This window comes from Agarivorans sp. OAG1, assembly GCF_037076485.1.
GTDB lineage: Bacteria > Pseudomonadota > Gammaproteobacteria > Enterobacterales > Celerinatantimonadaceae > Agarivorans > Agarivorans albus.
Genome location: NZ_AP028990.1, coordinates 3,207,215 through 3,221,041 on the forward strand (window position 1 = coordinate 3,207,215; position 13,827 = coordinate 3,221,041).

Here is a 13,827-nt window from a genome sequence, read left to right on the forward strand (position 1 = left end):
TATATGATTAATATTTAACATATTAAAAGTTCTACACATTAGGGCCGATTGCCAAAACACCCAAAACTAATTCAGTTTTATTTACAACCAATACTTTTGTGAAGTTTTTTTCTGCTACATCTTCAATTGCTTTACCCAACATAGTATCTGGTAATACGGTATATGGATTTTCTGTCATTAATTGTTTAGCAGAATATTGGGTAAGATTTTCACCTTCAGCTAATAATCGGCGAATGTCTCCATCACTTATAACGCCTAATAGTTTATTTTGCTTATCAACAACAATAGCCAAGCCAGTTATGCTAGTTTGAGTCATTGTCAAAACCACTTCAGACATAGGAGAATCAGCAGAAACAAACGGTAAGTTTTCTGACACCATTTGATCTTTCACCCGAGTCAGTAGCCTACGACCTAAGCTTCCTCCGGGGTGGTACTTTGCAAAATCATTTGGCTGGAAACCGCGTTTATGCATCAACGCTACAGCTAAGGCATCTCCAACAACAAGAGTTAAAGTGGTAGAAGTAGTTGGGGCCAAGTTGTTAGGGCACGTTTCCTTTTCCATCATGAGGTCTAATACCGAGTCTGAATTAAGGGCCATTGTCGACTCAGTGTTATTACAGATAGAAATAATTGGATTTCCAAAACTTTTTAGTGAAGGAATAAGCTGCAATACTTCATCTGTTTCTCCACTATTAGAAATAAGAATCACAACATCATCTTTTGTTATCATTCCTAAGTCACCATGAAAGGCTTCTCCAGGATGTAGAAAGAAACTAGGTGTTCCAGTTGATGCCAAAGTCGCCGCTAACTTTCGTCCTATGAGACCAGACTTCCCCATGCCTGATACAATCACATGCCCTTTACACTGGACCATGAAGCTTAATGACTTTTGATATTGAATATCATTGAAGTTATCAGCAATCTTATTTAACGCCAAAGCCTGCTCACTGAATGTAGTTTTTATACTCTCTAAAATCGAACCTTCAAAAGGTATATCATCATAAAAGCTCTTTAAATCTAAATTGGTTAGTGCAGTTGGACTCATTTTTACCTCAGTTTCTTTATACTTGGCATAGTTAATAACCACGCCTTAAGTTATTTTTTATAATTGCTAATAATTTTCTTTAATCGTTTTTATTACCATCGAGAAGACGCCATACAACATGCTCAATACAATAAAGATTGTAATTAAATTTCTTATTTTTAAAGGGTATGTGGGATCTTCTGCTAGCATTGGCGGCTGAATAACAACTATATGTTTCAGCTTTCGGTACGCTTCAGTGCGCACTTGCTCTAAGCCTATTAAGCCTGCTTGGTAAGCATCTAAAGCAAATTGCACATCCAGTTCAACTTGCCTAAACGCAATACTTGTCTCATTAATTGCTTTTGGGTCATCTGAAACCAGTTTTTCTTTTTGTTCTTGCAACTGGCTAGTTAGTGCACGTAACTGATTATCTAGTTGAGTGATTTCTACTGAGTATGGCTTCAAATAACTATGTTTAACCGCTAAGTCGGTTTTCACCTTAACGATATCCATTTCAAGTTGATTAATTAGCGCTTGAAGCGCAGCACCTTGAGCTTCCGGATCCAATAACTGGTGTTGATTTTGAAATGCAAGTAATGCCAGCTCAGCCTGCTTCATAGTTTGCTTGGATTTATCTAGCTCTTGCTCAACAAAAGCAATTTGTTCTTGCGCCATGGCATGACCAATCCGATTGATAAACTCTTCACTGGCTGCTTGCATTGCCAATACCAAAGCCATAGAGAATTCAGGAGTAAAGCCTTGTGCCTTAATGCTTAACACAGCAGCCATATCGTCAAACTGAACATCTATATGCTCACGATAAAAGTCAAAAAATTCTTCCTGACTTGCACTGGAGCTTAGCCGACTAATGAGGTCCCAGTCGTTCGCTTGATAATGACCTCGTAAATCTAATAGTTCATCTAGCTCAACAATAAGTCCATTGGAATATAGGTAATCCCTGATAAGCAAAGCATCTGCTTTCCCTAGGCTATTGCTTCCACTTAACACAGGAATAAAATCGTTAGGCGTAGCAGGTTTATCAGCATCGCGCACTTGCACTCGGGATTCAGTTTCATAGCGCACAGAAGCGATCATTGTGAAATAAACCACAGCACTAAAAAAAGCTAATATAACAAAAGAAAACCCACCCATTTGCTGCCATCTGTAACGTGTTTCTGCTACTGCTAAGTTGGCAGTTTTGGCGGCTTTAGAGTCAATAATAAACAGCTTTGGATTCTTCCTTAGCTTAGTTAGTTTACGCTGCCAACCACTTTTAGGTGTAGGGGAAACCGTGATCGTCATAATCGCTTATATATATGAATTGCTTCATCTATATCTTCATACGTAGAAATTTTTCCTTGATGAATCACCAAGCCATAATCACAGTGCTGCTTCATTTTTTTAGCACTATGAGCAACCAACAATATATTGGCTAATTCGCGTTTTTCTTCTAACGCTTCGCGACACTTACGTTGGAAACTTTGGTCTCCCACCGCAAGCACTTCATCAATAAGATAGACCTCAAAATCAAACGCCATTGACAAAGCAAAAGAAAACTTAGAACGCATCCCCGAGGAGTAAGACTTCACCGGCAGTTCGAAATTATCCCCAATTCCAGAAAACTCTTGCACAAACGCCTCAATAACTTCAGATCTTTTAACTCCGTAAATACGACATACAAATTGAGTGTTTTCTCTACCACTCATACTACCTTGCGTGCCGCCACTTAAACCTAAAGGCCAAGATGTTTTAAATGGATTATTAATGGTTCCGCGATTTGGAAAGTCGGTGCGCCCTAACATACGTAGCAAGGTGGATTTGCCCGCACCATTGGCCCCCATAATCGCAATATCTCTACCTTTAGGTAGCCTAAGACTGACATTGTTTAGCACATAACGACGCCCTAACTTACTTGGGTACCACTTAGTCACATTAAGCAGCTCTATGCTAGACACAGCCATTACGATGACACCATTTTTTGCCAGTTAAGTCGGTACAAAACCATGCCAACAAACATTACTGAAAGGGCTGACAACAATAGAAACGAAAAACCATCTACGTATATTGGGTATTGCTCAATCCACCCTTGACGAAGCAACTCTAAAGCATGCAGCACCGGGTTCCATGTCAACCAGTGATGATAATTGCTCGGCACAATCTGTAATATAGGCACTACGGCTCCACTTATTATCATCAACGGCATAGTCACTACTGCCCACACCTTAGTGATCGATTCCATGTAACAACGCACTGCGCATAAAATTAGTCCTACTCCCCAAGCTAAGAAAGTCACACTCAACAACGATGCCGTTACTTTTGGTAAATCTGTTGGCACCGCCTGATAACCAAGCCATGTAAACCCACTGGAAAGAATCACTAAAACCGAAAGGTAAATTGAAAACTCTAAAATTAGCCGAGCTAAAATAGATGAAAACGGCCTAACCATTGGATAGCTGAATAGGCCTTTATTAGCTTGAACAGCTCCTAAGCCACTCTTAACTCCGTTTCTAAACAACAATAGCGGAACAATTCCAGTCATAACAAAAACCGGAAACTCAGCATTACCTAAGCCATTAGTTTTGCCCCTAAGATCAAACATTATGCTTAATACCGACACAAACAATAGAGGCTCTAATATCGCCCAAAGCCACCCTAAGCGGTAAACACCAAAGCGAGTTTTTAGCTCGCGCTTATAGAGAGCTACAATCACGTCAAATTGCACTTTTATGGGAGAACGAGATTGAACAGTTTCAATAAGCATGATTACAAAACTACATTCGCAGCAACGGCGACTTGATAAATAATTTGAGTAATGTCTTTCACATTTTGCATGGTTTTGGCATCTACTCGTGGCATGACTAAAATCTGGTCGCCCGGATTTACCGTTGAAGACCCAAAGTCAATCTCGCCACTGGCTCTGATAATGCCAATTCGATTAACATCTGCTCGTTCCGTAAAACCACCAGCCCATGCTACATAGTCGCTTGGTTCAGCGTCGATGTTTGCGTTATGCAATACAGCTTGTGGCATGACGACTTCGCCGCCAATTTGAACCAGTTGAGACCGTTCGGGAATAACAATTTGATCTCCATCTTCAAGTCGTAAATCACCAACTATTTGATTTGAAGAAACGATGACTTTTCCTAATGGTTTTATCGAGCGGGCTTTATTAACAAACTGCATCACTAACTCGGCTTCTTTAGCCCGAATAGAAGCCTCTCCATCAGAAGAAGCTGGAGCCGTAAACAAACTTCGCTCCAAACGATCTAAAGAATCATTCAATAACTGCTGCTGTTGTTTAGCAACACTAATCCGTTGGATGTAAATGCTAGAAGCATCAGCCAAGCGTTGATCAATCGCGACATTGTCAAGTAACTCTTGAAGGGTAGTGTGCTGCTTAACCACATAATGAGAGGGCCCTAAGTAGCTACCCTTGAGCGTAATATCAATCATTTGAGCTTGTTGGTCAGGCACGAAGGTAACCTTATCGCCATTAGACAAAGCCTTGTGACTAAAAGCTTGCAGCGACAAGTATTCGCGCAAAGGTTTCTTGTCTCTTGTGCCATCAATTTTTGCGTGGCTAACACTAGGCACCGGCATTGCAAGTTCAATGATATCAGCGCCCACCTTTGCATCATTATTCAACTCAAACTCAAATGGGTAACGAGCACTGCCTTCTACCGCAACAACGGCTCCACGCCGTGAAACTAAAATAACGTCTCGGTCCTTAAAAGTTTGATGAGCAATTTTGCCTGCTCGCAAAAACTCATAAAGATCAGCCTCAAACACCACCTTACTGTCACGCAACACCTTTATGCTTCGATAACTGCCTCGCAGGCTATCGATGCCGCCGGCACGATTAAGAAAATATAAAAGGCTATCTGAAGCCATGCCTGCATATTGTCCAGGCCTATCAACACCTCCCGTAACAAATACACTAACAGGAGTAGCATTTAACAAATTCACATAAATTCGGGCTGCATCTTTGTACACTGTACGAATTTGGGAGGTAACAACTACGTTGATGTCTGAGGCCTTAACCCCCTGTAAACGCACCGGACCAACATCAGGAATAAACACATTTCCTTGATTATCAACCGTAGCTACAGTTGAAAGACTTTTAGTCCCCCAAACTTCAATAGAAACTTTGTCCCCTGGCGCAATCACATAGTCCTCATTCAAACCATCAAAGCGCTCAGCTTCATAACCACCTTTAAACAGGTTTTCTCCAAAAACCGTAAATACTTTGCCCGATGTTTCCGCCACTTTGTTTAATTGGTCTCTTGATGAAACATGCTTACTGGCAGCTTCGCTAAGTAGCAGGTTTTCATCACTGTAAGTGGGAGAGCTAAACAACAGCACAAACATAGCTGCCAGCTTAAAGCGCTTATTTGCTGCTTTACAACTCATTGTTCAGCCTCAAATAAGCCCTTAGGTAATACCTGCTCGGAGTTTAACGAATCTACAAAAATAGCCTGAGTAACATACCAACTCCCTTGTGCAGTTTTACAAGCTACTCTTTCCTGTTGTATTTGTTGGCCTACATCGACAACTAAGAACATTCTGCACTGTCTACCACTAGCGGCTCGATAGTGACTCTGTAGCAGAATAAAGGAGCCATCAACGTCAATGTCTGATGAAAGAGGATTATCGAAAACAGGCCAATAATGTTGAGCAACACGCTCACCTGTTATACTGGCAGATTCACTAACTAAATGATGACTCGCTACAGGCTGTGTAATCACAGAGCTACAACCACTAAGTAAAACCCCCATAATCGTAAATGAAAGAAAATGACGATAACCGTGATAAAGCACCTAAACCACCCTATAGATAAAGAAATATTTTTGTCAGCAATTAAGCTAAACGACTTATTAATATGGATATTTTAAAAAATTTCGAGAAAGGATTTAAACATAAAAACAAATGGATAAAAGTTACAGTTTAATCAGATAACTTCTGCAAAAAGTTGGGAGTTCACTTAATTTTTACGCAAAAAAAAGAAATTAAAATATAAAACAACACATTTATAAGAAAATATTCCGGAATAGGATGCAAACATAAAAATCGTTAAAATATCATTTTAAAACAACAAGTTAAATAAAACCAAAACATTGAAAAAACATCCCCACCTCAATTTATAGTTTAATCATTAAAGTGAAAAAAAATAAGCAATAAGCAATAAAATTAAAACAAAAACAATTTTAGTGATTTATTTGTAAATAAAAAGAAGGTGTAAATAAACACCCAAAAAAGAAAGAATAAAGCGAATTCATTGTTAATTCTTCGTTAACACCTTGATGAATAAAATGATTGCAAACTCTGTTAAGTCCGCACAAAAACAATAAATACCTCAGGACAGTGTGAATCCAGCTCACAATCTGGTTAAATTTCCCCTTGCTTCTTAAGCGTTTACTATATTGGAAGGATGTTGATGCAAGTCGGTTCCAACTGAAGCTTTAAGAGAATATAGCTTCCGTTATGATTACCTCTTTTAGCGACTAGCACGATCTAAAGCTGAGACTTGGAAAGTGCTAATCAGTATGCCTTAAATGCATATAACTAAAGGCTAAAAAACAATTCGGGTTTCACCAATTGCCATGGTGACAAATTCACCTTGTTTAAGATCTTTCAAACTTAGCTGCTCCAAGTGCTCCGCGGGTTCCATCACTGGTTCAGCAGTAAGAGGATAAGTGCCCCAATGCATACCAATTGATAACTTAGCACGCACGTCGTTGTGCACCTTTATAGCCTCAGGCACGTTAACGTGTTGATCTTTCATGAAGCCACGTGGTGAGTATGCACCTATAGGAATAAAGGCCAAATCGATTTCTTCCGCTCGCTCACCTATTTCTTTAAAGTCATAGGGGTTATAACCCGTATCTCCTGCAAACCAATAGCGCTTGCCTTTAAACTCAATTAACCAACTCGCCCAGTGGCTTTTATTGCGATCAAACAAGCCACGTGCCGACCAATGTTGGCTAGGCGTAGCAGTGATTAAGGCATCGCCTTTTTGCTGCGAGCCCCACCAAGGCAGTTCAGTAATATTGCTTGGTTTAATATCCATTTTTTCAAACCAAATACCCAAGCCTTCTGGCACAAAGTAATGAGTAGAATTACCAAAGTGCTTAATGGCTTTTTTATCCAAGTGATCATAGTGATTATGGGAAATCACTACAAAATCGACACTGGGTAGGTCTTCTGGTTTAAAGGTAAGTGGAACTAAGCGTTTTGGCCCGGCAAAACTCACAGGCGATACCCGTTCACTAAAAACCGGATCTGTAAGAAAGGTCAGCTCTGGCAGTTGCACTAAGAAACTAGAATGACCTAACCAAGTCACCTTTGTACCTGCGTGCTCATCTTTAAGTAGCTCTAGATCAACATCTTGGCGTGGTACGCGGTAAGCTTCGGCCGCTTGATCAGACCAACGAGTATCACCAAAAAATCGAACATAAAGAAACTTAAAAGGGTTTTTAGCGATCGGCTCAAGATGGTTATTTTGGTATTCTTTATCTGATGAACTACAGGCGATGACTAAGCCCACAGCGGCCAAAATCAACAGCTTTACAATTAACTTCACGCTTTACATCCCTTAAATCTTTTCCAAGAAAGTCCACTCTAGTGTCTAGTCACAAGCTTTGGCAAGTCGTTATACCAATCGTAGCAAGTAACTGTTCATTCTATCTGGTTAAAATACTCGATAACTGCGTTAAAATTTTTGATTGTAGAATAACTACTTATCGAAAAATCATGCCTTATTCTCGAGTATTTTTCCTGCGTTATTTCTGATCACTTATTTGGTGTGAGTGATATTAGGCAATAAAAAAGCGCTGAGGTTTACCAGCGCTTTCTCGCAATACTGTTTTATTTAGTCCAGCTCAAACTCTTTGCTTAAACTCATAACACTCACCCGCCCTTTGCCCTCTGCTTTCGCGCGATATAGGGCTCGGTCAGCTTGTTTAAGTAACCAATCCTCACTTAAATCATTGTGCTCTACACCACCGCAATCGGTAATACCGATTGAGCAACTAAGATCGGGTAAGTTGTCCACCAACTCTGGTTTTTCTGCCCAAGCACGTAACTGCTCTTTAAAATAATGTTTCTTGTGCAGGTTGGCCAACAAGCGTTCAGCAGTGAGCTTGGCTTGGTCGTGTTTGGCACTTGGGAAAACCACGACAAATTCATCACCGCCCCAACGAGCAACAATATCGCCAGCGCGCATGGTGTCCACTAATAAAGCAGAGAAAGCCGAAAGCACTTTGTCACCAACATCATGGCCTAGCAAATCGTTTACAATTTTAAAGTTATCTAAATCAATATAAGCCAAGGAACAGTGATAAGTACCAGCTTGTTGCTCAAACATCACCAGCTCTTGCTCTAAACGCGCTAACAATGCTTGTCTATTTAGCAGCCCGGTAAGCGAGTCGGTGGTAGACATCTTAAGCAGGTTTTCTCGGTGTTTAAGCTGCTGTAACTGGCTACCTAACTGGCGACTAATTAAATTAAGTGTGTCTTGGTCTTGGCGGTCAAAATAACGATTACTGTTAAAGTTACAAAGGGTTAAGGCGCCATATAAATGTTCATCTACAAATATTGGTAAGCAGGCAACCGAGTTATAGGTCGCTCGTTTGCCATCTTCACCTTTTGAACTAAAGCTATTGTTTATCCAAGTGCTCTGGTTATCTTTAACATGCGCTAGGTATTGATCAACTTGTTCTTTGCTTAGCAATTTACCTACATGCGCCCATTCTTCCCATGCGTCACTAGCTAAGTGGTGCACCATTCCCACTTGCACAGTGAAGTTACCACAAACCAGCTTTAAGCTTTCAACAGCTAAATCTACGGTACTATCAAATCGCTCAGGCAACGATTGCATGCGGCTAATTAATTGCATTTCACGCAAGCGCTGCTGAACTTGGCGAAGCTGTGTGTCTTGTTTGGCACTACGCACTAAATCATCAAGGTTAAGATGAATTGGTGCAAGCTTATAGCTATCAATATCTTTAGCGTAAAATACTTGGCGCTTATCAATGATGCTTTTAATACTATTAAAGATCTCGGTGAATCGCGGCAAAATAAGCACTTCACACATGGCTAAGCTGTGGTTTAGCAAGCTATCACAGGCTTCCCATTTACCGCGGCGGCTATACACTTCTAATAACTCGGTGCTGCACTGCGGCAACAAACGGCTGTCCATGTCGACCACTTCACCAAGTAAGGCCGGCGCTGCTTCAAATATCTCTTCAGCTTTATTTAAGCGACCATCTACTACCTCAAGCGCACCTTGCAACAAGGCTTTTAAAAATGCGCCGGTACCAGAGGGCTTAAAAGGCAAACCTTGCATACGCTCTAAACATTGCTGAGCACGAGCACGCTCGCCGAGTTTAGAATGACAAAAACCCTTTAAGCTAAATACGTCGTAGAGGTTTCTAAAGGGGAAGTGAGTCATTTGTCTAATTCGACAAATTCTTACCAATTGCTCCAATACATCACAGGCTTGTTGGTAATCGCGGGTGCAAAAATATAACCAGGCAAAGTTGTACAAGGTCACTACCAGCTCCGAGTAATCACCAGTATGCCGAGCAATATCGTAAGCAGCCAAGTACTGCTCTTGGGCTTCTGGGTATTTCTCTAAGAGAGTATTAAAGTAGCCGGTGCCGTTATACATGCGTACCCGCTCACTGGCTTCCCCTAGCTCTTCTCGAATACGCGAGCTAATACCAAAACAGCGGAAGGTGGCGTGGTAACGGCTGATATAAGAATAAATAATGCCCTTGCTATGGTAACTAGCTGCAATACCTTGTCGATGACCAATTCTGCGCGCAAGCTTCACCGCTTTTTGAGTAAAATCTAAAGCAATGCTTGAATCTAAATCTTCGTAAAAACGCAAATAAGTGTAATAGTTACGCAAGGCATAAAGCCGTGAGCAGTCCATGTTGTATTGCTGCAGCTCACTGTCTAAATGGGCAAATTCAGCCAATTTTAGCGGTGTAGACGATTTATCGTGAGCATAAAAGTTTACGAACAAGGATTGCGCCACCAAATGACCATTTGTAGCTTGGCCTGCAAGCTCTAAGGCAGCTTCTGAGCATTGCATCGCTTCTTCAAAACTTTGCTGTTGCACCAAGGTAACGCTGAGCAGATTTAACAAGCGCACCTTGTCGTAAGTGTTGTTTAAAGACTCTTGGAAAACTTGAAGAAGTTCTAATTCGGTTACCGCCGTATTTAGTTCGCCTTGATACAACAGCGCTTCTGCCAAGAATAACTGTAGTCTTACTTTTAAACTGCTTTCTAAATCTGTGGTTTCTAGCATTAAACGGGCGGCAACTTCGGCCTCTGGCCACGCCATAAATGCTATATTTTCAGCAACTAACAACTCTGCACTTTTTACACAGTCTCGATATTGCCAATGTACTTTTAATGGTGATTGGCTAGTAGGCACGTTATGCAACAATGTCGTGTCATCAAGCCAATCTAAGAAACCTTCCCAGGCTTCATCGTCTTGGCGATTAGCCAGAGCATATTGGGTATCAACAGAAGTAAGCACTAAAACAGGAATACTAAGTTCACTAGACACCAAGGCTTGCAGCATTTTAATCGCCGAAGCAGAAGCAAAGTGCCAACCACTTACTACCACAATAGCGGGCTCTACAAATAACTTAGCAACTAAAGCAATAATCGCTTTTTCAATAGACTGTTGCTCGAAATAAAGATCATCAACCAACACCAGCTCACTGCGTTCAAAACGTTCGCCTTTAAGCATTGCGCATAAATTTTGTTGCAGCGGTACAAAGTCGGTCACGCTGGCAGCAAGCTCTTCTGCACTTAAGCTGGATTGTTCAAAACGGCGGATAAGCAAGGCAAATAGCGAGCTATAGGGGGAGTAAGCACTCAAATTGTTGAGGCTTATCATGTATAGAGGAGCGCCCTGTTGTTCTGCAAAATCAGAGGTGCAACGGGCCAAATTGTCGGGATCCGAGCTTTGAAAAAAACTAAAGCTGGTTGCTCCCCCTAAAGTACGCTGCCAATCAATCGACAAACGCTTCGCAAAACTGTCCATTTGGGGCATGGTTGAAATCGCCCTCCTAGGCTAAATTTACCGCTAATATACTAATTTATTTGCCTAGATTTCGATGCCAAGATGGTCACATAAAATGGCTGGAAAATTGTTAATAAACAGGGATAAGGCAAAATCTGATAAGTTGGTCAATATTCTTATACTATAAATACTAACAAAGCGTAATTAGGCAAGATTATCTCGCTCAAAAATCTTAGTGAAAAACTCGATACGTCAACTCGCTTGTCGTACCATGACCATTCATACCAAACAGCACTATTTTAATGTCTTTATCTGAACGACAACAAGCAAAACTTAAGCAACTAAATCAAGCTGGCAGCATTTCTGAGGTAATGACGATTCAATCCCTCTGGGGAGGCTATGGCGAACTAGTTAGAGTGAAGTTTAAGCATGGTATTCGCCCAAGCATGGTAGTGAAAAACATAGCTTTTCCAGAGCAAACGAAACATCCGCGAGGATGGAATACCGCTCTCTCACACCAACGCAAAGTTCATTCATACCAAGTTGAGTTGGCATGGTACCAACAGTTCGCCCAAGATTGTGACCAGCACTGTTATATGCCCCAACTTATCGATTCAAGCCAGCATGATGACCAGCAAAGTATTGTATTGGAAGACCTACATACCTTGGGTTACAGCGAAGTAAGACAACAAGTAGACTTCAAGCAAGCTTTGGTTTGTATCCGATGGTTAGCCTATTTTCATGCCCGTTTTATGCAACGCTCAGCCTCTTCACTTTGGCCTCAAGGCGGCTATTGGCACTTAGCGACTCGCCCCGACGAACTCGCCGCTATGGCCGAGTCACCTCTTAAACAAGCAGCGTCGGCGATAGACCAACACCTACAATCTAGCGATTACTTTTGCCTTATTCATGGCGATGCCAAACTTGCCAACTTTTGCTTTAATCAAACACTAAGCCAAGTAGCAGCAGTAGATTTTCAGTACGTTGGTAGGGGTTGTGGTATCCAAGATTTGGCCCTGCTTGTAGGTAGTTGCCTCAGTGAACAACAGTGCTTTGAGCAACAACAAAACATTCTTGACTACTACTTTGGAATGCTACAACAAGCCCTTGAACACTATGCTGTTCCTGAAGTTAACTTTACAGAGCTGGAGCAACAATGGCGAGATTTGTATCCTTTTGCTTGGGCTGACTTTGAACGTTTTCTTGAAGGCTGGAGCCCAGGTCATTGGAAGCTAAATAGTTACAGCCACCAACAAACCCAGCTGGCTCTCCAAATTTTGGCAGAAAATAGCAATGACTAAGTCTAAGATAAATTGCCACTTTAGTTCAGCTCAACTGCAACAGTTTGTAGGCCTTGCAATAACTGCCGCCAAACAAGCTGGCGAATACATTGCCGCTTACCCAAGAGAGCAACTAAAGGTAGAACATAAATCCCAAGATTTGAGTTTAAGCGCGCAGGTGGTTACCGAAGTAGACCGACATTGTGAAAGGATAATTTTAAACACGCTTAAGCCAATCACTCAGTTGAACCAACTAGCCACTCTAGCCGAAGAAAACACCGAAGGCTTCGATTTAACGCAACACCCGCGGTTTAGCAGTAAAGCTTTTTGGGCAATCGACCCCTTAGATGGCACCCTGCCCTTTATCGAAGAAGGCGATGGTTGCGCAGTATCAATTGCTTTAGTAAATAAAGCCGGTCAAGCACTTCTGGGGGTATGTTACCTACCCTTTAGTAACACGCTCTACCACAGCTACTTTAACCCTGACTCCCAACAACACCACAGTTTTAAGCAACAGCTTGCGTTTGAGCAAAAAACACCAAGCAATATATGCGACTTAGGCTCTACTTCGCTAACATTTTATTGTGATAGAAGCAGCCTTAAATTGCCTTATTTTGAGCAACTTAAGGCGCAATTAGAACAGCTTGCCAAACACTTAGGTTATTCTGAACTGCTAATTAACAGTAGCGCTGGAGCCGTAGTAAACGCTTGCTCAGTAATTGATGAATCGAACGCCTTTTATTTAAAACTCGCCAAACGAACACAAGGTGGCGGCAGCATTTGGGATTTCGCCGCCAGCTCATGCATCGCCCAAGGCTGCAATGCTTGGGTAAGCGACAGCAACGGCCGAGCCTTAAAGCTAAATAACCCAACTAGCAGCTTTATGAATCAAAAAGGCGTGTTGTATGCCAGCAATGCCACCTTAGCCAAGCAGATTTTAGCCCTTAAACTCAACCAGCAATTTAGTGATGCATAATCAGCTGTTAATGGTACTTCTCTCTTCAACAATCACTTGAAAGAAATGAACTCGATGCACTAGCGTTGGCTCGCATAAACTTTGCCTTCGCTGAGGCATAAATGCTTTGTTCGCAATACAGTTTGCTTGATAGCGTAAACACCCCTCTTATAGTGCTATCTATATCTGCGCTCAGTATGACTTCATGATTAACCGGAACTGGTTTAGCAAACCGAATATGTAAATCAGCAGTCATTGCTTCCACACCCTCGGCGAATAAACGATGTGTCATTGCGGCATCGAGCAGAGTAGAAATAATACCACCATGCAACACCCCGCTATATCCCTGATAAAGCTTATTTAAACTAACCGCTGCTTCTACACCCCCAGCTTTGCTGCGAATAAAGCGTAAGTTTAAAGCTGTATTAGAAGAGTCACTCGTTCCGCAGGCAAAACAGTGCTTATGTGAATAAGGAATAGCAATGTCCATCATCAATTCTCAAGTGTAAAAACCTGTTTATTTATAGCA

At 41.5% G+C, this 13,827-nt stretch carries 11 protein-coding genes; 2 read left to right on the forward strand and 9 right to left on the reverse strand.

What is annotated here, in order from left to right; genetic code table 11:
* Nucleotides 1-31 precede the first annotated feature (31 nt).
* The 8 genes from OAG1_RS14595 to OAG1_RS14630 all read right to left on the reverse strand — a co-directional run bounded on the left by OAG1_RS14595 (nucleotide 32) and on the right by OAG1_RS14630 (nucleotide 11,093).
* Nucleotides 32-1,045, reverse strand: coding sequence for a KpsF/GutQ family sugar-phosphate isomerase (locus OAG1_RS14595; protein WP_338621804.1), 1,014 nt, complete (start codon nucleotides 1,043-1,045; stop codon nucleotides 32-34).
* 66 nt (nucleotides 1,046-1,111) lie between these two features.
* The gene (locus tag OAG1_RS14600; protein ID WP_338621805.1) at nucleotides 1,112-2,326 is read right to left on the reverse strand and encodes a hypothetical protein; all 1,215 of its coding nucleotides are present in this window, start codon (nucleotides 2,324-2,326) and stop codon (nucleotides 1,112-1,114) included.
* Nucleotides 2,323-2,985, reverse strand: a complete 663-nt coding sequence (locus tag OAG1_RS14605; RefSeq protein WP_338621806.1) for an ABC transporter ATP-binding protein — start codon at nucleotides 2,983-2,985, stop codon at nucleotides 2,323-2,325. Before OAG1_RS14605 ends, OAG1_RS14600 begins: the two co-directional genes overlap by 4 nt.
* A complete protein-coding gene (locus OAG1_RS14610) occupies nucleotides 2,985-3,785 on the reverse strand; it encodes an ABC transporter permease (protein WP_338621807.1) in 801 nt (266 codons plus the stop codon). Before OAG1_RS14610 ends, OAG1_RS14605 begins: the two co-directional genes overlap by 1 nt.
* A 2-nt stretch (nucleotides 3,786-3,787) precedes the next feature.
* Nucleotides 3,788-5,434, reverse strand: a complete 1,647-nt coding sequence (locus OAG1_RS14615; protein WP_338621808.1) for a polysaccharide biosynthesis/export family protein — start codon at nucleotides 5,432-5,434, stop codon at nucleotides 3,788-3,790.
* A complete protein-coding gene (locus OAG1_RS14620) occupies nucleotides 5,431-5,769 on the reverse strand; it encodes a DVU3141 family protein (protein ID WP_338621809.1) in 339 nt (112 codons plus the stop codon). The genes OAG1_RS14615 and OAG1_RS14620 overlap by 4 nt, the downstream gene beginning before the upstream one ends.
* Nucleotides 5,770-6,593: 824 nt before the next feature.
* The gene (locus OAG1_RS14625; RefSeq protein ID WP_338621810.1) at nucleotides 6,594-7,604 is read right to left on the reverse strand and encodes an MBL fold metallo-hydrolase; all 1,011 of its coding nucleotides are present in this window, start codon (nucleotides 7,602-7,604) and stop codon (nucleotides 6,594-6,596) included.
* Between the two features lie 288 nt (nucleotides 7,605-7,892).
* Nucleotides 7,893-11,093 carry a diguanylate cyclase gene (locus OAG1_RS14630; RefSeq protein ID WP_338621811.1) on the reverse strand — a complete coding sequence of 1,067 codons (3,201 nt, stop codon included), beginning with the start codon at nucleotides 11,091-11,093 and terminating at the stop codon, nucleotides 7,893-7,895.
* A gap of 272 nt (nucleotides 11,094-11,365) precedes the next feature.
* Here OAG1_RS14630 and OAG1_RS14635 point away from each other — a divergent pair, with 272 nt between their 5' ends.
* Together OAG1_RS14635 and OAG1_RS14640 are read left to right on the forward strand one after the other, a co-directional pair.
* Nucleotides 11,366-12,364: an oxidoreductase family protein gene (locus tag OAG1_RS14635; RefSeq protein ID WP_338621812.1), complete on the forward strand. Its 999-nt coding sequence runs from the start codon at nucleotides 11,366-11,368 to the stop codon at nucleotides 12,362-12,364.
* Nucleotides 12,357-13,319 (forward strand): inositol monophosphatase family protein, encoded by a 963-nt coding sequence (locus OAG1_RS14640; RefSeq protein ID WP_338621813.1) that lies wholly within the window; start codon nucleotides 12,357-12,359, stop codon nucleotides 13,317-13,319. The genes OAG1_RS14635 and OAG1_RS14640 overlap by 8 nt, the downstream gene beginning before the upstream one ends.
* 25 nt (nucleotides 13,320-13,344) lie before the next feature.
* On the opposite strand, the gene OAG1_RS14645 is transcribed toward OAG1_RS14640, so the two are convergent.
* Nucleotides 13,345-13,791, reverse strand: coding sequence for a PaaI family thioesterase (locus OAG1_RS14645; RefSeq protein ID WP_338621814.1), 447 nt, complete (start codon nucleotides 13,789-13,791; stop codon nucleotides 13,345-13,347).
* Between the last annotated feature and the right edge of the window lie 36 nt (nucleotides 13,792-13,827).